This is a genomic window from Nitrobacter sp. MLSD-S21, from assembly GCF_058809865.1.
In genome coordinates this window covers 778,318-799,394 of record NZ_JBXASZ010000001.1, presented here as the reverse complement: position 1 = coordinate 799,394, position 21,077 = coordinate 778,318, and the positions used below count along the sequence as shown (strand labels likewise).

The 21,077-nt window shown below is 59.0% G+C and carries 19 protein-coding genes; 9 read left to right on the top strand and 10 right to left on the bottom strand.

What is annotated here, in order from left to right:
* Nucleotides 1–328: 328 nt before the first annotated feature.
* Together AC1RT6_RS04010 and AC1RT6_RS04005 are read left to right on the top strand one after the other, a co-directional pair.
* Entirely contained in the window at nt 329–628 is a 300-nt protein-coding gene (locus tag AC1RT6_RS04010) for a hypothetical protein (RefSeq protein ID WP_079446589.1), read from the top strand.
* Nucleotides 629–755: 127 nt separating this feature from the next.
* A complete protein-coding gene (locus tag AC1RT6_RS04005) occupies nt 756–1,001 on the top strand; it encodes a DUF6719 family protein (protein ID WP_079446590.1) in 246 nt (81 codons plus the stop codon).
* A 42-nt stretch (nt 1,002–1,043) separates the two neighbouring features.
* Here AC1RT6_RS04005 and AC1RT6_RS04000 read toward each other — a convergent pair whose 3' ends face one another.
* Complete coding sequence (locus tag AC1RT6_RS04000) at nt 1,044–1,604, bottom strand: CreA family protein (RefSeq protein WP_079446591.1); 561 nt, start codon at nt 1,602–1,604, stop codon at nt 1,044–1,046.
* A 202-nt stretch (nt 1,605–1,806) separates the two neighbouring features.
* Here AC1RT6_RS04000 and AC1RT6_RS03995 point away from each other — a divergent pair, with 202 nt between their 5' ends.
* The 4 genes from AC1RT6_RS03995 (at nt 1,807) to AC1RT6_RS03980 (ending at nt 5,479) form a co-directional block, all read left to right on the top strand.
* A complete protein-coding gene (locus AC1RT6_RS03995; RefSeq protein WP_244553468.1) occupies nt 1,807–3,255 on the top strand; it encodes a L,D-transpeptidase in 1,449 nt (482 codons plus the stop codon).
* A 180-nt stretch (nt 3,256–3,435) separates the two neighbouring features.
* Nucleotides 3,436–4,365 (top strand): polysaccharide deacetylase family protein, encoded by a 930-nt coding sequence (locus tag AC1RT6_RS03990; protein ID WP_079446611.1) that lies wholly within the window; start codon nt 3,436–3,438, stop codon nt 4,363–4,365.
* 23 nt (nt 4,366–4,388) lie between these two features.
* Nucleotides 4,389–4,937 carry a dihydrofolate reductase family protein gene (locus AC1RT6_RS03985; RefSeq protein ID WP_079446592.1) on the top strand — a complete coding sequence of 183 codons (549 nt, stop codon included), beginning with the start codon at nt 4,389–4,391 and terminating at the stop codon, nt 4,935–4,937.
* A 227-nt stretch (nt 4,938–5,164) separates the two neighbouring features.
* Nucleotides 5,165–5,479 (top strand): hypothetical protein, encoded by a 315-nt coding sequence (locus tag AC1RT6_RS03980; protein ID WP_493029116.1) that lies wholly within the window; start codon nt 5,165–5,167, stop codon nt 5,477–5,479.
* A 110-nt stretch (nt 5,480–5,589) separates the two neighbouring features.
* Here AC1RT6_RS03980 and AC1RT6_RS03975 read toward each other — a convergent pair whose 3' ends face one another.
* The 4 genes from AC1RT6_RS03975 to aspS form a co-directional block, all read right to left on the bottom strand.
* The gene (locus AC1RT6_RS03975; protein WP_079446613.1) at nt 5,590–6,216 is read right to left on the bottom strand and encodes a helix-turn-helix domain-containing protein; all 627 of its coding nucleotides are present in this window, start codon (nt 6,214–6,216) and stop codon (nt 5,590–5,592) included.
* Nucleotides 6,217–6,292: 76 nt separating this feature from the next.
* Nucleotides 6,293–6,637 carry a hypothetical protein gene (locus AC1RT6_RS03970; protein ID WP_139372867.1) on the bottom strand — a complete coding sequence of 115 codons (345 nt, stop codon included), beginning with the start codon at nt 6,635–6,637 and terminating at the stop codon, nt 6,293–6,295.
* A 96-nt stretch (nt 6,638–6,733) separates the two neighbouring features.
* Nucleotides 6,734–9,016 carry an NADP-dependent malic enzyme gene (locus AC1RT6_RS03965; RefSeq protein ID WP_079446614.1) on the bottom strand — a complete coding sequence of 761 codons (2,283 nt, stop codon included), beginning with the start codon at nt 9,014–9,016 and terminating at the stop codon, nt 6,734–6,736.
* 189 nt (nt 9,017–9,205) lie between these two features.
* A complete protein-coding gene (gene aspS, locus AC1RT6_RS03960; RefSeq protein ID WP_079446594.1) occupies nt 9,206–10,978 on the bottom strand; it encodes an aspartate--tRNA ligase in 1,773 nt (590 codons plus the stop codon).
* Between the two features lie 387 nt (nt 10,979–11,365).
* Between aspS and rnd the strand changes: the two genes are divergently transcribed.
* Nucleotides 11,366–12,514 carry a ribonuclease D gene (gene rnd / locus AC1RT6_RS03955; RefSeq protein WP_079446615.1) on the top strand — a complete coding sequence of 383 codons (1,149 nt, stop codon included), beginning with the start codon at nt 11,366–11,368 and terminating at the stop codon, nt 12,512–12,514.
* A 40-nt stretch (nt 12,515–12,554) separates the two neighbouring features.
* Here the strand turns inward: rnd and AC1RT6_RS03950 are convergent, their stop codons facing one another.
* From AC1RT6_RS03950 to AC1RT6_RS03930, 5 genes are all read right to left on the bottom strand, one after another.
* Complete coding sequence (locus tag AC1RT6_RS03950; RefSeq protein ID WP_079446595.1) at nt 12,555–13,865, bottom strand: hemolysin family protein; 1,311 nt, start codon at nt 13,863–13,865, stop codon at nt 12,555–12,557.
* A gap of 99 nt (nt 13,866–13,964) precedes the next feature.
* Nucleotides 13,965–15,476 carry an exopolyphosphatase gene (ppx, locus tag AC1RT6_RS03945; RefSeq protein ID WP_079446596.1) on the bottom strand — a complete coding sequence of 504 codons (1,512 nt, stop codon included), beginning with the start codon at nt 15,474–15,476 and terminating at the stop codon, nt 13,965–13,967.
* A 7-nt stretch (nt 15,477–15,483) separates the two neighbouring features.
* The gene (locus tag AC1RT6_RS03940) at nt 15,484–17,685 is read right to left on the bottom strand and encodes an RNA degradosome polyphosphate kinase (protein ID WP_079446597.1); all 2,202 of its coding nucleotides are present in this window, start codon (nt 17,683–17,685) and stop codon (nt 15,484–15,486) included.
* A 150-nt stretch (nt 17,686–17,835) separates the two neighbouring features.
* The gene (locus tag AC1RT6_RS03935; RefSeq protein WP_079446598.1) at nt 17,836–18,516 is read right to left on the bottom strand and encodes a P-loop NTPase family protein; all 681 of its coding nucleotides are present in this window, start codon (nt 18,514–18,516) and stop codon (nt 17,836–17,838) included.
* 64 nt (nt 18,517–18,580) lie between these two features.
* On the bottom strand, nt 18,581–19,123 hold the full coding sequence (locus AC1RT6_RS03930) for a CDP-alcohol phosphatidyltransferase family protein (protein ID WP_472789733.1): 543 nt from the start codon (nt 19,121–19,123) through the stop codon (nt 18,581–18,583).
* 170 nt (nt 19,124–19,293) lie between these two features.
* On the opposite strand from AC1RT6_RS03930, the gene purM reads away from it, so the two are divergent.
* Together purM and purN are read left to right on the top strand one after the other, a co-directional pair.
* Complete coding sequence (gene purM, locus AC1RT6_RS03925) at nt 19,294–20,367, top strand: phosphoribosylformylglycinamidine cyclo-ligase (RefSeq protein ID WP_079446616.1); 1,074 nt, start codon at nt 19,294–19,296, stop codon at nt 20,365–20,367.
* Nucleotides 20,368–20,391: 24 nt separating this feature from the next.
* The gene (gene purN / locus AC1RT6_RS03920; protein WP_079446600.1) at nt 20,392–21,045 is read left to right on the top strand and encodes a phosphoribosylglycinamide formyltransferase; all 654 of its coding nucleotides are present in this window, start codon (nt 20,392–20,394) and stop codon (nt 21,043–21,045) included.
* Nucleotides 21,046–21,077: the final 32 nt, after the last annotated feature.

Below are 21,077 nucleotides of genomic sequence, written 5' to 3'. Positions count from 1 at the left end.
CAAGTCAGAACCCCATGCAGGGTCTTTAAGGCAAAGCGCGGCTGCATGTCGCATGTTGCTTTATGCGCAACTTGGCAATGTGCAAAGCGCGTCAAAATGCATAGCTGTTTTGCCACTTTAGATCCCGTATGAGTGCATACCGAGTCTCCTGACCTAAAGCAGGATGAGGTTTGATTGTACTTTCCGCTTCTTTTTGAATCGAAAAGTGCGGATGCCGGAGACAATGGTTCGAAGAACCGTCGTTCTTTGAACGACCACGGTCATGTCGCGTTGAGGCGTTTCACGTCAATTTTCATGGGCTGAGTTTGCCCAACCATTGAGGCGAACGATGAGCGAAGGCTGGCATACAAAATTTGGCATCCGGCGGGTTCGCCACGATCCTCCCACGTTGGAGGAAGCCATCTTCGCGGCCATGGGGATCACCGACGATCTCGACTCGCAGGCGGAGATTGCGGCATCGCTGATTGGAATGCCGTTCGATGTCGTTCACGCAGAGGTCAAGAAGACCGCTCGTGCTGTTACGCGGTCGCCTACGACGCGCGTGATTGCGGGTGAGCAGGGCGCGTTGCGCTCGGTCGTGGTCGAGCGCCGCGTAGTTCGCAGATTTGCCAACGACAGGCGATTATGACGCGAGTCGAGTCGAGATTAGCTTAGCTGCAAACCGCACTATTCTTCCGACTGCCTGCTGACGTTCTTCGCAGCGCTGAAAATCGTGTTACGAGAATGCGAATTGTCGCTGCTAAGAAGGATACCAGATGCCGAAAAGTTGCGACCTGCTTTTTTTGATAGTTGTCACACTGAGCATTGCGGCGCCCGCCGCACACGCTTCGCAAGTTGCGCGAGAGACCGACGTCGTCAATCTGCGGCTGGGCGAACGCATTCTTGTCGATGATGGATCTTGTCCGGCGGGGCAGATTAAGGAAATCTCCGGTACGAAACTGACCCCGGCCGGCGTTGTTCCGGCACGCAAGTGCATATCGCGGGTCGGCTCAAAGCGGTGAATGCGTACCTCCGTCGCATTAACATCGCCTTCGAACGTGACTCTAATCGGAAATGAAATCCCCGCATTTCTGGATGGTGGTGTCCGAAGCGCCCCAGGGCATGATCGGTACTGAGGACGTCGAATTCTGTGGCGAGCCCTCGATCACTCGGTCGGAATAAACCATATAGACCAGCACGTTTCGTTTTGCGTCACAGCCCCGCACGATCTGCATCTTCTTGAACAGCAGCGAGCGCCGCTGCCGGAACATGTCTTCGCCCTGCTTCATCTTTTCCTTGAAGCGAATCGGCCCCATCTGGCGACACGACAGCGAAATATCCGAGACTTCCTCCGCCACTCCAAGCCACCCCTTGATGCCGCCCTTCTCGGGTAACGTGAAATGGCAAGCAACGCCTTCGATCTCAGGATCATCGACGCCATACGTCGCAAGCTTGTCATTCGGTGTCAGCAGCTTGAAAACCGTCGAGCGACGAAAGATCAGATCGGGCTCGTCTGCTGCATGGGCGTATGTTCCGGCGAACACCGCCACCGTAAGGACGATGAAGGCCAAAAAGGTCCGAGCCGTTCGGCGCTTCTCATCATGAATCTGAGCTCGAAATGTCATCAGGTAGCTCCGTTTGCTGAGTCCGACCTATGTAAGTTCTTCAAGTTCCCGAGAAAAGATCTCGACCGCCGAGCGAGCCGAGAATTAGATTCGTGTGAAGGATTTTGCATTATTTAAAGGAAGCCAGCCGGAAAACCGACACAGACCGGTAGGAAGTGAAGTCGGAAGCGCTAAATCTGAACCATGATTCGAGGACAAAGGCGTGAGTGAATATCTGTCCTTCCTGCGCACGATGCGGTGGACCGCCAATGTTCCCTCGGTTTGCGTGGGTACATATCCTTGGTCGGTACGCCTCGGGATTGGACTGCTGATCGCCGTCCTGACCGGACTTGTATCACCCGCGCGCAGCCAGATCTTCTGGCAGGACGATTATCCGGACTTTTTTAACGAAGGATCTCCCCCGCCGCCCGTCACGAGGCCGCAGGCGCATGGAGCTAAACATCGCCGGCTCCCAAAGCCAGAATCGGCGGCTAAAGTCACGCGGAAGCCAAATGGCCCCATCATCATTGCCATTTCAATCCGGCGGCAAATGCTCAAGATCTATGACGCCAACGGCTTTTTCGCCGAAACCCCGGTGTCGACTGGAATGAGCGGCCACGGAACTCCAATGGGTGTTTTCAGCGTCATTCAAAAGCAAAAATGGCATCGCTCGAATATCTACAGCGGCGCGCCAATGCCCTACATGCAACGCATCACCTGGTCTGGCATCGCGATGCACGCGGGCGCGCTTCCAGGTTATCCTGCGTCGCACGGATGCATCCGAATGCCCTTGGACTTCGCAGTGAAGATGTGGAATTGGACCAGGATCGGCGCTCGAGTCATCATCACTCCTGACGAGGTGACGCCCGCTGATTTTTCGCACCCTGTGCTGATAAGCCGTCGGCCAGAGCCCGTGCCGGCCGAGGTGAAAGCCGACGCCAACGCCGCGATGTCGCAAGTCAAAGTTTCATCGCTTACATCCGGTTTGCCTGCGACCGGTGGATCCATCACTGCGACGCCTGAGGCGGCGGCCGCCGAGCCGATCAAGGGAGATTCAGGCAACACGGGGGACACCGACGTCACGGTAACGGCGGCGGCCAACCCTGTCAGCGATACGGTGGTTTCCCCCGCCGAAATCCCCGCAGGGTCGGAGGATCAACCGCAAACCTCTCCTGCGAGTGCGGAGAAGGCTGAACTCGCGGCGATCTCCGCACTGAAGCGGAGCGGACGGATCGCGGTCTTTGTCAGCGGCAAGGACAGCAAGATCTATGTGCGGCAGAACTTTACGCCGATATTCGATGCTCCCATCACGATCGCCGCGAGCGATCGGCCTTTGGGAACACACGTGTTCACCGCGGAAGTCGCCAAGGACAGCAAGGCTGACTTCCGCTGGTCGGTCGTGTCGCTCCCGGCGCTGGAGCGTCGCGCCGACCGAGTTCACGTTCTCAAAGGTCGGTCCGGCCAGAAAACGACCGTGGTCAACGCAACGGTCAGGCCGACCCCTGTTCCGGATAGCGCCACCGACGCGTTGAACCGCATCTCCATCCCTGAGAACGTCATGGCGCAAATCGCTATTGCCTTTTCAACGGGAGACTCCATCATTGTCTCCGATCAGAGTATTGCAGGCAGCGAAACCGGTGAAGGCACCGACTTCATCGTCGGGCTGCGATAAAGTGGCGGTTCAATTGCTCGGGCTTTCGCTCGGCGCTATTGCCATGGTCGCGTACACGGCGGTATCAGAGGAAGCAGCCCAACTGGGGATAAATGCCGTTTCCGTGGAAGGGGTCGTCTGTAGCTGCGCTAGAATGAGAAAGCGGGCGATTCAACCGCGATAACCTTTGAGGTGATCGAGATGCGCATGACGACAGGGCTGATCTTTGCAGGCGCGGTTTCGTTGTGTGCGACCACGGTCGCCTGGTCGCAGACGCCCGCACCCAAGGGAGTCCAGAATGCGGCCGCGCCGGTTCCCGCGCGGGCAAGCGGAGTGCAGGTCGCCTGTAACGGAAGCCCCGACGCACTCGGTGTTGCCCGCGTGGTCCAAATTGATACGACCGGTGGTCCTGGCTTCGGATTCGAGCATTTCAAGCAACTCGACTTCCTGCGCGACAAGGAAGTGGTGCTGACGTTTGATGATGGTCCGTGGCCCGGAAATACGCCTGCCGTGCTGAAGGCGCTTGCCGATCAGTGCACCACCGGAATCTTCTTCTCGATCGGCAAGCACGCGACCTACCATCCCGAGATCCTGCGGAATGTCGCCGCCGCCGGACACACGGTCGGCTCGCACACATGGTCGCACGCTAATCTCAACAACAAGAAGCTGTCCGAGGCGCAGCGCAAGGACGAGATCGAGAAGGGATTCAGCGCCGTCAAATGGGCGCTTGAGGCTGCTCCTGCCCCGTTTTTCCGTTTCCCTGCGCTACAGCATCCGCCAGAGATGGTGACCTACCTTGGCGAGCGCAATATCGCGATCTTTTCCTGCGACGTCGACTCATTCGACTTCAAGTCGCACAAGGCTCAACAGGTGGTCGACAACATCTTCAAGAAGCTCGACAAGGTCGGCAAGGGTATCATTTTGATGCACGACTTCCAGAAGCATACCGCCGAGGCGCTGCCGGAGGTTTTGCGCAGGCTGAAGGCCGGTGGATACAAAGTCGTGCAGATGAAGGCAAAGGCGCCGATCGAGACGCTCGCGCAATACGACGAGGAACTGAAGAAGGATACCAAGCTGCCGACCGTGAGTTCCCGGCCGGTCAACAGCGTCGTCCAGACGATCTCCGAATAACGCGCGACGATCCGGAAAGGCTTATGCTTCGCATCGAGGGCTATGTCATCGTGTCGGCGGACGGAATGCTCGCCGATGCGAGCCATGTGATGCCGCAAGCGCTGAAATTCAGGGGCGATCTTGAGTTTTTCACCGCAGGACTGGATCATGCGGACGTCGTCGTTCATGGACGCAATTCGTTCGAGGATCAGCCCAACTCGCCGCTGCGCAAAAGGGTTAGACTAACCCGCCGCGTAGCCGCTCTTGAACGTGATCCCGAAAACGAAAAGGCTACCTTATGGAATCCCGCTGGCGCGTCGTTCGAGGACGCCTGCGCTCATGCCGGAGTGCGCGACGGAGTGGCCGCGATCATCGGTGGACCTTCAGTATTCGAAATGTTTCTCGATCGTTATGATACGTTCTGGCTGTCGGAAGCTCCGCACGTGAGGTTACCCGGAGGCGAAGGCTGCTTTCCCGGCGTCCCCGATAGTTCTCCTCAAGCTGTGTTGGCGGCACATGGACTTCAGCCTAGCGAGGTCCGGATTCTCGATGCGGAGAACGACGTTCGCGTTACAGCATGGCGCCGCGTTTGACAGAGTAGATTTCCCGCAAGACGCTTCATCCTCTCAGTGGCCGGGCTTGTCTAACATTACGGAGGAGCTGCCGTTATCATAGCGGACCCGGCTACTGTATTGGAGAGTCCGGCACCTTATTGGAGGAAAGCGAACAGCGCGAACAATCTCTAATTGAGGCTCAAGTTAGGATTATCTACCATCTGGCTCGATAGTTAGAGATCATTCGCCTCTTGAAGGGATAGAAAATGAATCCAGCCATGCAGATGATGATGCCCATGATGGGCGGCGCGGCGCCCATGATGATGAATGGCATGATGCCGATGGGCGGCATGATGCCAATGAACGGTATGATGGCGATGCCGACCATGATGTGCCAGATGACTTGCACAATGACGGCCAATGGCATGACTTGCGAGATGACACCCATGGACGCGTCGATGAAGGACATGTTCATGCAGTGCTGCCAAAACATGATGAACATGGCGAACAACGGCATGCCCATGATGATGTGTTGCGGCGGGATGGCGATGATGTGCGTCATGCCGGCCAAGGCAGCCTGACGATATCGAACGGTCCGGTTGAGTTCGAACAAGGGCTGGCTGATCCTGCCCTTGTTTTTGTTTCAGGCTGGGCGAGTGGTGGCCGTAAATATCGCGGGGTTGTGCCAGCGTCAGCCGATCATCTGCGCATAGGTCATCACGAGATACAGAACTGCCTCGTCTGTGCCGAGATTGCGGTATGCGTGCGGAACGTCCGCCTCGAACAGCATGGCGTCTCCCTCTCTCAGAGTCGTTGGCCGCGCCGATCCGACGGCGATTTCGACAGACCCTTTGGCAACGACCAGATTCTCGCGTGTCCCTGCCGCATGAGCTTCGGCGTTTTCGCAATAGAGTGGAGCGAGCCGGAGTTCATAGAACTCAGTTCGTCGTTCGCTATCGAACGGAAACAGAGCCCGGGAGGTGAACTGTCCCTGATTGGATGACAACAGTTTCGATCCATCGCGCCGCAGAACGATGATTCCTTCGGGATTGCCAATGGCGATCAGGCTAGCGAACGGAACGGTGAGCGAGGTGCATATTTTCCAAAGCAGACCGATGGTCGGCGTGCTCTTGCCCGTTTCGATCTGGCCAAGCATAGCGCGGCTCACGCCCGATTGCTTGGCCAACCGCTCAAGCGACAAGCCTTGCCGTAACCGGATGCGGCGCAAATTCTTTCCGACAATCACCGGCAGTTCAATGCAATCCAGACCGCCTCCATCGCCTTGATGGTAAATCTGGCTCGTGTCTAGTTTGCTCATGCGATGATCGGGCTGGACTCCGTAGATCTGGGCCTTGATATCCATGTTTGGAACCCAACGAAGACGACAGGCACCGTCAGCCACATAAACGGAAGAACGAACGGGATGTTGAATTGGCTGGCCGATGACAGACCACAAGCCTCTCCGGATTTCGCTGCGCGCCTGCGCCGCTCCAGATAAGGTTGAAAATCAATGATAGCGGCACTGCTTTTTCCCACGGCTTCACCATTTCAAATGCATTGATCGAGAGTCGTTTCACCATATGTTGGCGAAGCGGAGTGATCCTCACAATCGGCAGCAAAAGAAAACGATAAACTTCGCAGAATGCGCCGTCTTGCGACAGAGTCATTCTGAGCAATGCAACCGTAGAAGTTAATATCACCCACGTCAGCACACACGAACGGGCGGCACAAATGAGCATTCCGCTCGCATTCGTGTGGCGGTCATCTGGCCTCTCCGGGAATACTGAAGCTTCGCAACCTCATCCTCCTCGGATTAAACCGCTTAACGCACGCACCTAAGAGCGGATCGCGCGCTCTTGCGCCTCGACCACCGCAATGGCTGTCATGTTGAGGATCCCGCGCGCCGTCACTGACGGGGTCAAAATGTGGGCGGGATGCGCGGGACCGATCAGGATAGGTCCGACAAGCAGGCCGCTGCCGAGCACCTTGATCATCTGATAGGCGGCGTTCGCTGCATCGAGGTTGGGCAGAATTAGAACGTTGGCGACGCCGGTTAACCGAGAATGCGGCAAGATCAGTTGTCGTGCGGACTCCGACAAGGCGGTATCGCCCTGCATTTCACCGTCAGCCTCGATATCGGGATGACGGGCGATGAACAGTTCGGTCGCTCGACGCGCCTTGCGCGAGGATTCCGTATCGTAGCTGCCGAAATCGGAATGCGACACGAAAGCGATCTTCGGCGTGATGTTGAAGCGCTGCACATGGACGGCAGCCTGGGATGCGATGTCCGCGAGTTCGTCAGCGGACGGGTTTGGGCGCACCTGCGTATCCGCGATGAAATAGGCGCCCTTGCCGGTGATCATCAGCGATAGCGCGGCGAAGTCGCTTGCCCCGGGCAGATACCCGATGATCTCCCGAATGTGCCGGAGGTGCCGCATATAGCTGCCTTCAACGCCGCACAGCATCGCATCGGCTTCGCCTCGCACCACCGCGAGCGCCGCTATTACGGTCGCATTGGTGCGGATCGTCGTCCGTGCGACGTCCGGCGTCGCGCCGTGCCGGCCGGCAACATCGATGTAGGACTGCACATATGCTCGGTAGCGGGGATCGTCCTCGGGGTTGATCAGATCGAAATCCCTGCCCGCCTTGATCGCGAGACCGAGACGCCTGAGACGCGTCTCCACCACGGACGGGCGACCGACCAGGATCGGGCGGGCCAGTTGCTCCTCAAGCACCTCTTGAGTGGCTCGCAGCACACGCAGATCCTCGCCCTCGGCGTAGATCACCCGAAACGGCTGCTTCTTTGCCTTCGCAAATACTGGTTTCATGACGAGGCCGGACCGGAAGGCAAAGCGTTCAAGCCGCGCGTGGTACTCGTCGAAATTCGTGATCGGCCGCGTCGCAACTCCCGAAGCCATGGCAGCCCTCGCGACGGCGGGCGCGATGCGCAGGATCAGGCGGGGGTCGAATGGACTGGGAATCAAAGAGCCCGGTCCGAAACCATGAGTTTCGCTGTCAAATCGGATAGCGGCGTCGGACGGCGGTTCGCGGGCTAGCCGGGCGATGGCATCGACAGCGGCTAGCTTCATATCCTCGTTGATCGCGGTGGCGCCGACGTCGAGAGCGCCGCGGAAGATAAAGGGAAAGCACAGGACGTTGTTCACCTGATTAGGAAAGTCGGAACGTCCAGTGCAGATCATGGCATCCGGCCGCGCCTTGCGCGCCTCGTCCGGCATGATTTCCGGAACAGGATTGGCGAGCGCCAGCACCAGGGGCTTATCCGCCATCTGCGCGACCATCTCCGGCGTCAACACGCCGCCGGCCGAGACGCCCAGAAACACATCCGCGCCCGCAATCGCTTCCGCCAGCTTGCGCTTGTCGGTCTTCTGCGAATAAACCGCTTTCCACTTGTCCATTCGGGTATTGCGGCCGTCGTAAACAACGCCGTCGATATCGCAAACCCAGATGTTTTTGCGCTGCGCGCCCATCGACACCAGCAGATTGAGACAGGCGATAGCGGCCGCCCCCGCGCCTGACGCGACGATCTTGACCTCTTCGAGCGCCTTGCCATTCAGCAACAGCGCGTTGGTGATGGCGGCAGCGACGATGATCGCGGTGCCGTGCTGGTCGTCATGAAAGACCGGAATCTTCATCCGGGCCTTCAGCCGCTCCTCGATTTCGAAGCACTCGGGCCCCTTGATGTCCTCAAGGTTGATTCCGCCGAAGGTCGGCTCCAGCGCCGCGACCGTCTCCACCACGCGCTCGATGGTATCGGCAGCGATCTCGATATCGAACACGTCGATGCCGGCAAACTTCTTGAACAGGACCGCCTTGCCTTCCATGACGGGCTTGGAGGCGAGCGGCCCAATATTACCAAGACCGAGCACGGCTGTGCCGTTCGATACCACGGCGACTAGATTGGCCCGGCCGGTCAGCGTTGCGGCTTCCGCGGGATCGGCGACGATCTCCTCGCAGGCTGCCGCAACGCCCGGTGAATAGGCAAGCGCGAGGTCGCGCTGGTTGGCGAGCGGTTTTGTTGGCTGAATTTCGAGCTTGCCGGGACGCGGGTTGCGGTGGAACGACAGCGCGGCGGAGCGGAGATCTTCTGAATACGACACGGTAAACGCTCCCCGGAAGCTTCGGTCGGCCGGTTGGCGGAGCGGATCTGACAATAGCGCGCTACCGGCTGCCAGTCCCAAACACGAATGTCAAAATCCAAGCTTCGTCAGCAATTTGCCTGCGATTGCTCGATGCTACTCTCGCAGAGATGCCTGCGGAAAAGAGATGCCGAAGCTAGAATCGAACCGCTAGTCTTTTGGCAGATTGAGCCGGATATGAAGCTCGCGCAACTGCTTCGGAGCGACGTCTGATGGCGCGCTCATCAGCAGATCCTCGGCCTGCTGGTTCATCGGAAACAGGGAGATTTCGCGCAGGTTGGTGGTGCCGCAGAGCAGCATGACGATGCGGTCGACGCCGGCCGCCATGCCGCCATGCGGCGGTGCGCCGTATTGAAACGCGCGGTACATGCCGCCGAAGCGCTCGACGACCTCGGTCTCACCATAACCGGCGATCTCGAACGCCTTCACCATCGCTTCCGGCCTGTGATTACGAATGCCGCCGGAGGCGATCTCGTAGCCGTTGCAGGCGATGTCGTACTGGAACGCCTTGATCGTCAGCGGGTCCTGGGTGTTGAGCGCGTCGAGCCCGCCCTGCGGCATCGAGAATGGATTGTGCGAGAAGTCGACCTTTTTATCTTCTTCGTTGTACTCATACATCGGGAAGTCGACGATCCAGGCCAGCTCGAACCTGTCCTTGTCGATCAGGTTCAGTTCCTCGCCGAGTTTGGTGCGCGCGAGCCCTGCGAACTTCCAGAATTTTGCCGGATCGCCAGCAACGAAGAAGGCCGCATCGCCGGCTTTCAATTTAAGTGCCGCGCGAATGGTCCCGGTGCGCTCAGGCCCGATATTGTTGGCGAGCGGGCCTGCGCCCTCGCCGTCCTCGCGCCACATGATGTAGCCGAGGCCCGGCTGACCCTCGCCCTGCGCCCACGAATTCATGCGGTCGCAGAACGCCCGGCTGCCGCCGCCCGGCCCCGGAAGCGCCCAGACCTGGTTCTTCGAATCCTCCAGCATCCGAGCGAACACCTTGAAGCCCGAGCCGCGGAAATGCTCGGATACGTCCTGCATTTCCAGCGGATTGCGCAGGTCGGGCTTGTCGGTGCCGTACTTGCGTAGGCTTTCAGCAAACGGAATCCGCGGCCAGTTCTTTGTGACCGGCTTGCCCTTGGCGAACTCCTCGAACACGCCGGTGACAACCGGCTCAACCGCAGCAAAAACATCGTCTTGCTCGATGAAGCTCATTTCAAGATCGAGCTGGTAGAACTCGCCCGGCAGGCGGTCGGCGCGCGGGTCTTCGTCTCGGAAGCACGGCGCGATCTGAAAGTAGCGGTCGAAGCCGGACATCATCAAAAGCTGCTTATACTGCTGCGGCGCCTGCGGCAGCGCGTAGAACTTGCCAGGATGAATGCGGCTCGGCACCAGGAAGTCGCGTGCGCCTTCCGGCGAGGAGGCCGTCAGGATCGGGGTCTGGAACTCGAAGAAACCCTGTTCCTTCATGCGCCTGCGCATCGAATCGACGATGGCGCCGCGGGTCATGATGTTCTGATGCAGCTTCTCGCGACGAAGGTCGAGAAAACGGTACTTAAGCCTTATGTCTTCGGGGTATTCCTGCTCGCCGAATACCGGCAGCGGCAATTCGGCGGCAGGGCCGAGCACCTCGATTTCCGTAATATAGATTTCAACGCTACCGGTCGGCAGTTCCGGATTTTCGGTGCCTGCCGGACGGCGGCGCGCCTTGCCGTCGATCCGGACCACCCATTCGGAGCGTAGCTTTTCAGCGTCGGCGAAAGCCGGCGAGTCCGGATCGGCTACGCACTGGGTCAGCCCGTAATGATCGCGCAGGTCGATGAACAGCACCCCGCCGTGGTCGCGAATGCGATGGCACCAGCCGGACAGGCGGACCGTCTGGTCGATGTGGCTGTCGCGGAGCGCGCCGCAGGTATGGGACCGATAGCGATGCATGGAAATCCTGCAGGAATGCTTCAGAGGCGGAATCGGAGGCCGGACCGGGCCGAACGGTTGAGCGTCAGGGGTTTACCCGAGCGGAAGGAGCGCGGCAACCGGATGGCGGAACCTGAAAGAGCGGCTAGTGGTCCGATTCTAACATTCGCCCCCCTTTTTTGGACGCGGCTTCTTGCGAACGTTAGAATCGAAAGACCGTTAGCAAACATAAGATGTTAGGGGAGTTTTTGAGTTTGACGTTCGCGTCAGGGCGCACGTTCAAGTGGCTTGCGAATGTCAAATTCACTCTACTAAAAGCATTTTTTGACCGCAGAAGTCTGCAAAACCAAACGCAGTGCGCGCGGAAAGCGGGGCGACAAGGGCAAAGAGACGGGCTATGGAGCGTTCATGGACCTGATTACGACCACTGCGGAACTGACCTCCGTCTGCGCTCGCTTCGCCAAGTACCCGGTTATCACCGTCGATACGGAATTCCTCCGCGAGACCACCTATTATCCCCTGCTCTGCGTTATTCAGCTGGCGAGCTCCGACGAGGCCGTTGCGATCGACACTCTAGCAACGGGAATCGACCTGAAGCCTTTTTTCACGTTGATGTCGAACGAAAGCGTCCTGAAGGTCTTCCACGCCGCACGACAAGACATCGAAATTATCTGGCACCAGGCCGGCATCATTCCCCATCCCGTCTTCGACACACAGGTAGCTGCCATGGTGCTCGGATACGGCGATTCCATCGCCTATGACGCGCTGGTCGAACGCGTCACGGGGCATCGTCCGGACAAGACCCATCGATTCACCGACTGGTCGCGCCGGCCCCTGACGGCGGAACAACTCGAATACGCTGTAGCGGACGTCACCCATCTCCGCGACGTCTTTGCCGCTCTCGATGCCGATCTCAAGAAGCGTGGCCGCAGTGATTGGGTCAGCGAGGAGATGGAGGTTTTGACTTCGCCAAAAACCTATGACTTCCACCCCGAACGTGCATGGGAGCGATTGAAGACCCGCGTTCGCAAGCCGAAGGACCTCGCCATTTTGATGGAAGTGGCAGCATGGCGCGAACAGGAAGCCCAGAGTCGGAACATTCCGCGGTCGCGGGTGCTGAAAGACGACGCCGTCGGTGATATCGCGACCCACGCTCCCGCCAACCCGGAGCGGCTGGCGACGCTGCGCTCGCTGCCAAAAGGTTTTGAAAAATCCCAGTGGGGCGTCGATATCGTCGCGGCCGTCCAGCGCGGGCTCGCACGAGACCCGCACGCGCTGCCGAAGATCGAGAAACCGCGCAACAATTCGAACGGCGCTGCTACGGTGGAGCTTCTCAAGGTTCTCCTGCGCATGACGTCCGAGCGCCATGCCGTTGCGAGCAAGGTGATCGCGACCGTGGACGACCTGGAACGGATCGCAGCCGATGACGAGGCCGATGTCGGTGCGCTGCACGGCTGGCGGCGCGAACTGTTCGGCGAGACCGCCCTCGCGCTAAAGCACGGCAGGCTGGCTCTGGCGATCGAAAAGGGCCGGGTGTTGCTTGTGGAGCGAACTTAGAGCGTACCTCGAGTTTCGCACAACAAGTTCAGAACGCACATCACGGGACCGACCTCCGGGCTACCAGTTTGCTGATCCGCGGACCGTCCATTTCCATGATCCGGAACAACCATCCCTCCCAGGTAAACTCGTCACCGATAGCTGGTATTCGACCTAGCAGCTCAATCGCGCAGCCTGCCACGGTATGAAAGTCTCCATCGGGCTTGCGAGCGATGTTCAAGTGCATCATCGCTTCGTCAATCGGCATTTTTCCATTGATGATAAGCTGGCCGTTGTCGCCTTCCTGTATGTCCGCCTCCTCGCCGGCGTCCGGCAATTCTCCCGCAATGGACTCCAGAAGATCGGTACGAGTAATAATTCCCTGCAATGTGCCGTACTCATCAACGACAATGCCAACGCGAACGGGTTGCGCCTTGAAACGCTCGATAGCCTGCAGGATCGGCGTGAACTCCGCGAATACTAGTGGTTGTTGCAGAACCACGAGCGGATCAACTTCAGCGCCTTCAAGCGCCTGATCGAGCAAGTCCTGTTTTCGCAGCACGCCGACGATCTCGTCGATGCTCCCCTGCCCGATCACGACGTGCTCATACGGGCAGTCACGGACCACATTGAGAATTTCGTCCCGGTTGTCATTTGCGTCCGCCCAAACCACACTCGTCCGCGGCGTCATGATGTCGCTCACATCGCGACTCGTGAGACTGATGACCCGCTCGACGACTTCCCGCTGGGTTCGAGCAAGCAAGCCAGCTCGCTCAGTCTCTGCAACGAGAAGTCTGATCTCGTCAGGCGAATGAAGCGATTCCTTTTCGCTGGCTGCGCTGAGGCCGAACAAGCGCAAGACACCGTTGCCGAGCCCGTTCAATGACACGATTGCCGGCTTCAACAAAAACCCGAACAGGGAGAGCGGACGCACGATAATCAACGCAGTGGTCTCGGTTCGCTGCAAGGCCAGGCTTTTGGGAGCGAGCTCGCCAAGCACGATATGCAAAATCGTAATGATCGCGAAGGCGACGATAATAGCGATGGCGTGAGCGCCGATTTCGGCTCCGGTGCCGAATGGCAGTATCAACAGCGGCTCGATCAGGTGCGCCAACGCGGGCTCCCCGATCCAACCGAGGGCCAATGATGACAGCGTAATCCCGAGCTGGCATGCTGCGAGATTATAATCCAGGTGTTCGACCGCCTTCTGTAACGCACGGGCGTTTACACGTCCTGCAGCAACCAGTTGCGCGACGCGGCTGCGACGCATGGCCACCAGCGAAAATTCGGATGCGACGAAAAAACCATTCGCCACGACAAGAATGATGACTGAGAGAACTCCGGCTAGACTGGCTGAATTGCCATCACCCACAGCGACATCTCCTTATGAGTGTTCCAGCACGATAGTATTACGAGGCGGATGGCCGATGCGCGCAGAGAAAACGCCGCAGACGGTGTCCCCACGAACGGGCTAGCGGAGGACGATCGAGCCCGAGCGGCCAACAAGGCGCGCCAGCTGTTTGAACCGGCCGCCCACACGATCCGCGACCAGATCGATCAGCCGGTGCTCGAACACAAGCGTCAGCTTGCGGCCGCTGCTTTTAAAATGGGTGGCGGACAACACACCTGGCCGAGCCGCCGAAATCATATGTGCGACCCGAAAGGCTGCGCCCAGAATGCGCGCTCTCTCATCCATAGGCGGAGTTACCAATTCGCATATCACCGGGGATGGTTCGTTCACCTCATTTAACCCGGCATAGCGATAATATACTGACAGCGCGACGAACGCTCGTCCTTGATGGTCGATGCTGCCAAAATTGCCGTGCATGATCGAATCGAGCGTCTGCTCGCTGCGGTAGTCCGGATGTATGCGCCAGCCGATATCGGAAAGCAGGCAAGCGGCGTGACGCAGCCGGCGATCGTCTTCGGTCTCATGAAGTTTCGCAATCTGGAACAGTCGATCAGTCCATTGGATCAGTTCCTCGGCATGGCGTGCGGAACGTGAGAGCAAGCCGTTCAGCGACTGCGCGGCGCAGATTAATCCATCCCGCGAGCGGTCAGCGGCCGGCAGCATCGAATAAAGCAGACCTTCGCGGACACCATAGGTCGAGAACACGATGGTTTTTGGCTTCGCAATCCGGATGATATGTTCCAGGACGAGAGCGGCATAAGTCAGCAGCGGCTGGCGCGCCTCGGCAACGGCCTCGATATCTGCCAGCGTCTGGGAAGCCGCTAGACGACGCAGCCGCCGGACGAAATCGAGCGCGTCTGCTGCGGGAATGGAATAGCCGTGCATGACGCGAAGTGGATAACCGCTCTGGATGATGTGAATGCGAGCTAACGCTCGCCACGTCCCGCCGATCGCGTAAAAGGTACGGCCCTGTCCGGTCTTTAGCGGCACCGCGCCGGCAAGCGCGGCTTTTACGATTCGGTCTGCGCGCTTCAACGATTTCTTCGACGCATCCTGCAATGCGAGACTGCCCAGCGGGAGCGTTATTCCACGACCGATGCGATGACCGCGCACGTCGGTCAATTCCAACGAACCGCCACCGAGATCCCCCACGATCCCGTTCGGTTTGTGGACGCTGGAAACCACGCCTAGCGCTGCGAAATAAGCCTCCCGCGATCCCGACAGGATTTCAATCGGCACACGGCAGATGCGTTCAGCCTTGGCTATGAAATCAGGACCATTTGTGGCATCGCGGCAAGCGGCGGTTGCGATGGCGTAGACGCGACCGACCTTCATGACCCTGCACAGGGCGTGAAAACGCCGCAGCGAGGTCAGCGCCTTGTTGATCGGATCCTGCGCGAGCAACCCGGTGGATTGCACCTCGCGCCCGAGCCCGCACGATGCTTTCTCGTTGAAAATCGAAACGAGGCTCCGCTGCAACGCTTCATAGACGACGAGACGTACGGAATTGGAGCCGATATCGATAACAGCGACGCTGGAGCCAGGCTTGCTTGGGCGCGGATATTCTCGCACAGGCCTCCTATGCGGGTGACTGCCGCTCTGCGCGACGCGTGAGGCGGCGCGGCGAAGATTCCTTGAGCGACTTTCCACGGCCGGACAGACTCGGATTCGTCATGAAATAGTTATGCAGGTTGAAGGGCTCCTCGCCCTTCGCGGCCTTCATACGCGTTGATGATCCATCCGGCAACAACTGCCAACTCTGTTCAGTATCCTTCAGGTTCGCGACCATGATCTGCTCGAGAACCTGCTGATGCACCGTCGCATTTTGTAAGGGGCATAGTACTTCGACGCGGCGGTCGAGGTTGCGCGGCATCATGTCCGCAGACGAGATATACACAGCAGCCTTTGGGCCGGGCATCGGTTGCCCCATTCCAAAACAGTAAATTCGTCCGTGTTCAAGAAACCTGCCGATGATTGATTTGACGCGAATGTTTTCCGACAATCCGGGAACTCCGGGTCGAAGGCAGCATATGCCGCGCACGATCAACTCGACAGAAACGCCGGCCAGGGATGCTTCATACAGGGCGTCGATGATATCGGGATCGACCAGCGCGTTCATCTTCATCCAGATCGCGGCCGGTTTGCCGTTACGGGCAAACGTGGTTTCGCCTCGAATATGATCGAGAATCCGGTTTCGCAATGTCAGAGGCGATACGGCCATTTTTTCGATATCGCTCGGCTCGGCGTAGCCCGTGATGTAATTGAATACGCGCGCCGCATCACGGCCGATAATCGGATCCGATGTAAAATAAGACAGGTCGGTGTAAATGCGCGCGGTCACGGGGTGATAGTTTCCAGTGCCGGTGTGGACGTAAGTCGCGAGACTACCGCCTTCCCGGCGTACAACCAGCGACAGCTTGGCGTGCGTCTTCAGCTCAAGGAAGCCGTAAACCACTTGGGCGCCGGCGCGCTCGAGATCGCGCGCCCATCGGATGTTGGCCTCTTCGTCAAAACGCGCTTTGAGTTCAATGAGCGCCGTAACCGACTTACCAGCCTCCGCGGCCTCCACCAGCGCCCGCACGATCGGCGAGTTGTTGGAGGTGCGGTAGAGCGTCTGCTTGATCGCGACCACGTCAGGGTCGCGCGCAGCCTGCTGCAAGAACTGCACGACGACGTCAAACGATTCATAAGGATGATGAACAATCAGGTCTTTCTGCCGGATTGCAGCGAACACGTCGCCGCCGTGATCGCGCACCCGTTCCGGGTGGCGCGGGACGTACGGCACGAATTCAAGGTCTGACCGATCGAGCCGTGTGAGTTGCGACAGCTCGTTCATGGCCAGGACGCCATCCACCAACAATACTTCGTCGTCGGCCGCCGATAACGCTCGCTGAACGAATGCCCGTAGCTCAGCCGGCATTGCGGCTTCGATCTCGAGCCGGATGACGGAGCCGCGGCGGCGGCGTTTCAATGCGGTCTCGAACAGGCGAACCAGATCCTCCGCCTCCTCCTCGATCTCCAGTTCGGAATCCCGGATGATGCGAAACGCGCCCTGTCCCTTGACGGTGTAACCTGGAAACAGTCGGTTGATGAACAGGCTGGTGGCGCCTTCAAGCGTGATCAATCTGACGGGGTCGTCCTTGCTGGCCGGCGGTAGCCTCAGAAACCGGTCGATCTTGCCCGGCATACGGATCAACGCATTCATCGGCTTACCGTCAGAGGTGCGCGCGAGCTGTAGCGCGATGGTGAAGCCGAGACTTGGAATGAATGGAAAGGGGTGGGCCGGATCGATAGCGAGCGGCGTCAGCAAGGGGAAAATATTGTGCAGGAAGTGATCCGCAATCCAGCTTCGCTCGGCTTTGGTGACGTCCTTGCCATCGATCAGGACGATCCCGACTTCGGTCAGCACATTACGGAGATCTCGCCAGATCGCCTGTTGATCGCTCGCGAGCCTTGAGACCGTCTCGTTGATGAGAACAAGTTGCTCCGACGGCGGCAGCCCGTCCGGGCTGCGCTCGGTAATCCCTTCCCGGACCTGCGCCTTGATACCGGCAACGCGAACCATGAAGAACTCGTCAAGGTTATTGGCGGAAATCGACAGAAAGCGGACGCGTTCGAGCGCGGGGTGGCCGGGATTGACGGATTCTTCAAGTACGCGACGATTGAAATGCAGCCAGGACAGCTCCCGATTGATGAACCGTTCCGGGCTGGTGCGGATTGCGGAGTCCAGTTGCGGCTCCCGCCTTTTTTCTTCGGTAGCAATAGTTTGAGCTGAATCCATTGATATGACGGTTCCGTATCTCGTTGGTCGTGCGGGCACGGCGGCGCAGCTGCAAACCATGGGCCAGCTCAATGACCTTTCCATGACATTTGATGTTACGGAAGGTCGTGACGTCAAGGGTGAGCCGGAGGGATGCGGAGCCGTATGGCTTCAGTCCTGATTACGCAGCAGTTCGGCGGCGAGCGCGCGAGTCACAGGTCTGCCAAGCCGTAACGATTCGGTATCGAGTTGTTCGACGGCGAGGCGAGCGGCAGCAAATGATCGTTCGGTCCGGGTTGCGATATAATTGACGACCGCTTCGTCGATGTTCATTTGGCGGTCCGCGGAGAACTTCACGATCAGCGCCCGGAATAGCTGATCGTCAGGCGGCATCAACGTCACGACCGGCACCGCGCGGAGTCGCGAACGGAGATCACGCAACCTGATCTCCATCGCGGCCGGAGTGACTCGCGCCGTGATCAGCACGAACGCGGCCTCTTCACGGGCGAGATTTATCAGGTGAAACATTGCAAGCTCGTCGAAGGCTTGCGGATTAATGTCCTCTACGACGAGCGCCCCTGTCGCCAAAGCAGCTGGTACTGTCGCCGCAGTTAGGCTTCGCGCGCTTATGGAGCGCGCGCCCGCCTGCTCCGCCCAGATCGTCGCGAGATGGCTTTTGCCGCAACCTTCGGGCCCGGCCAGCAACATGATCCTGTTCGGCCACTCCGGCCAGCTCTCAATCAGCGATAGCGCCGCCGCGTTCGCGTGACCTTCCAGAAAGTCGTCCCGCGAAAAGCTTTCAGCGTGCGGCAGCGCGAATGCGAGCTGACGGGAGGGGGAGCGGTCTGCCACGCATCTACTCCACTACAAACTCTACACCGGACCACCAGCACCAACTTGCGCGCACCGTGCCATCTCATTTCGGATCGATGGTGCTCATGTGACGCACCCACTCAACGAGATAGAAAGAGACGGAAACCAGGGTCAAGACCGCAATGGCGACCATCAGAAGGGTATCATAGGGCGAGGAATCAAATCCGAATCCCAGCGCCGCCAGCACCAACGCCGCGAACCCGACCTGTGCCCCCGTATTGAGCTTCGAAACCAGCAGCGGCTTCATGGGCACCGGCTTGTTGAACAGCCACGACACGATCACGGCCCCGACGATCATGATGTCGCGCGAGACCACCAGGATAACGAGCCAAATGGGAACGGCCCCCAGGATGCCGAGCGTCACGAAGATCGAGACCAGCAGCGCCTTGTCGGCCAGTGGATCCAGAAGCGCGCCCAGTTCACTTGCCATATTGAAGCGCTTGGCTAAAAACCCGTCCACCGCATCGCTGATGCCGGCAACCACAAAGATGGCAAACGCGATTTCCATCTGATTGGAGGCGATAGCCCAGATAATGACTGGCACGAGCAGAATGCGGCCGAGCGTAATGATATTTGGAATACTCACGCGACGTTTCCCAGGCTCCGGATGGTTTCCGCACAAAACCTTCGGGAGACAAGGCTTTGCCGCAGGGATCGGCCCTTGTCTACATAGTATATGCGGACAGCCCGTGCGAGCCATTGCGCAAGTCCGCAATCCGACGTAACCAGCCGGAAAATGTCTTCGAGCGCTGCTGCATGACCGACAAGAACGATGGCCTTACCTATGCCGGGGCAGGTGTCGATATCGACGCCGGCAACCGGCTGGTTGACCTCATCAAGCCGATGGTTCGCGCGACCGCTCGCGCCGGCGCGGATGCTGAGATCGGTGGGTTCGGCGGGCTGTTTGATCTCAAGGCCGCGGGATTTACGGACCCGATTTTGGTCGCGGCCAACGACGGGGTTGGAACCAAGGTCAAGATCGCAATCGAAACCGGTATTCACGACACCATCGGCATCGATCTCGTCGCCATGTCCGTCAACGATCTCGTCGTGCAAGGTGCGGAGCCGTTGTTCTTCCTTGATTATTTTGCCTGCGGCAAGCTTGATCCCGAAACGGCCGCGGCGATCGTGGCCGGGATCGCGGAAGGGTGCCGGGAGGCGGGTTGCGCTCTGATCGGCGGCGAAACGGCTGAAATGCCGGGCCTCTACAAGGAGGGTGACTATGATCTTGCCGGCTTCGCAGTCGGCGCGGCGGAACGCGGCGCCCTGTTGCCAGGCCGCGATATCGCTGCCGGAGATGCGGTGATCGGACTTGCGTCGTCCGGCGTGCATTCCAATGGCTATTCGCTGGTCCGCAAGATTGTCGAAGTTTCGGGAACCGCCCTCGCCGCTCCAGCGCCTTTTGCCCCGGTTACGACCTTGGGAGGCGCGCTGCTAACCCCTACCCGGCTTTACGTCAAATCCTGCCTGCGCGCGATCCGCGAAACCGGCGCGGTGAAAGGGCTTGCCCACATCACCGGAGGCGGCTTCACCGACAATATTCCTCGCGTACTGCCCGAAGGACTCGGTGTGCGGATCGATCTCGCCAGGTTGACGGTACTTCCGGTGTTCAAATGGCTGGCGCATCAGGGCAGCATAGCCGAACGCGAAATGCTTCGAACCTTCAATTGCGGTATCGGAATGATCGCGATCGTGCGCCGTGATGCGGTTCAGCAAGTCGTGGACGTGTTGGCGCAGGCCGGTGAACGCGTTTCGTTGCTCGGTGACGTGATCGTCGCGGGCGATGAAGGCCGTGTCATTTACGAGGGCCACCTCGATCTCGCGATGTAGAACGCCCCCGCAGGGAATGAGAGCATGAAACGCCGTGTCGCCATCCTGATTTCCGGACGCGGATCGAATATGATGGCGCTGGTGGAAGCCGCGAAAGCCGCGAACTTTCCGGCTGAGATCGCGGTCGTCATTTCCAATAAGGCCGACGCGGCGGGCCTCGCCAGAGCTGGAGCAGTCGGCATCGAGACCCTCGTCATTGAAAGCAAGCCATTTGGCAAGGATCGCGTGGCGTTCGAGGCCAAACTGCAATCCGCTCTGGACGACAAGCGCATCGAATTCATCTGCCTCGGCGGTTTCATGCGGCTGTTCACTGCTGAGTTCGTCCAACGTTGGCATGGGCGAATGCTCAACATCCATCCCTCGCTGCTTCCATCATTCCGAGGACTCGACCCCCACGGTCAGGCCCTGCGCGCAGGCGTGAAGATCTCTGGCGCCACGGTTCATTTCGTTGTTGCGGAAACAGATGCCGGCCCCATCATCATGCAGGGCGCGGTGACCGTCCGCGACGACGATACAGCTGAGATACTGGCCGCACGCGTGCTGGAGATCGAGCATCGTATCTACCCGGATGCGCTGCGGCTGGTCGCGGGTGGTGGCACGCGACTGGATGGCGACATCTGTAATACGTCGGCAAAGGCCAGTCTGGACGATAGCCTGATCTCGCCGTTGGTGATCTGACCAAGTTCTGTCGGATCAAACGAGTCCAACAC

Excerpts from the sequence above, each read along its gene's own strand:
- AC1RT6_RS04010 (WP_079446589.1), top strand. The coding sequence starts at position 329 with ATGAGCGAAGGCTGGCATACAAAATTTGGCATCCGGCGGGTTCGCCAC.
- AC1RT6_RS04005 (WP_079446590.1), top strand. The coding sequence starts at position 756 with ATGCCGAAAAGTTGCGACCTGCTTTTTTTGATAGTTGTCACACTGAGC.
- AC1RT6_RS04000 (WP_079446591.1), bottom strand. The coding sequence starts at position 1,604 with ATGACATTTCGAGCTCAGATTCATGATGAGAAGCGCCGAACGGCTCGG.
- AC1RT6_RS03990 (WP_079446611.1), top strand. The coding sequence starts at position 3,436 with ATGCGCATGACGACAGGGCTGATCTTTGCAGGCGCGGTTTCGTTGTGT.
- AC1RT6_RS03985 (WP_079446592.1), top strand. The coding sequence starts at position 4,389 with ATGCTTCGCATCGAGGGCTATGTCATCGTGTCGGCGGACGGAATGCTC.
- AC1RT6_RS03980 (WP_493029116.1), top strand. The coding sequence starts at position 5,165 with ATGAATCCAGCCATGCAGATGATGATGCCCATGATGGGCGGCGCGGCG.
- AC1RT6_RS03975 (WP_079446613.1), bottom strand. The coding sequence starts at position 6,216 with ATGAGCAAACTAGACACGAGCCAGATTTACCATCAAGGCGATGGAGGC.
- AC1RT6_RS03970 (WP_139372867.1), bottom strand. The coding sequence starts at position 6,637 with ATGCTCATTTGTGCCGCCCGTTCGTGTGTGCTGACGTGGGTGATATTA.
- aspS (WP_079446594.1), bottom strand. The coding sequence starts at position 10,978 with ATGCATCGCTATCGGTCCCATACCTGCGGCGCGCTCCGCGACAGCCAC.
- rnd (WP_079446615.1), top strand. The coding sequence starts at position 11,366 with ATGGACCTGATTACGACCACTGCGGAACTGACCTCCGTCTGCGCTCGC.
- AC1RT6_RS03940 (WP_079446597.1), bottom strand. The coding sequence starts at position 17,685 with ATGGATTCAGCTCAAACTATTGCTACCGAAGAAAAAAGGCGGGAGCCG.
- purM (WP_079446616.1), top strand. The coding sequence starts at position 19,294 with ATGACCGACAAGAACGATGGCCTTACCTATGCCGGGGCAGGTGTCGAT.
- purN (WP_079446600.1), top strand. The coding sequence starts at position 20,392 with ATGAAACGCCGTGTCGCCATCCTGATTTCCGGACGCGGATCGAATATG.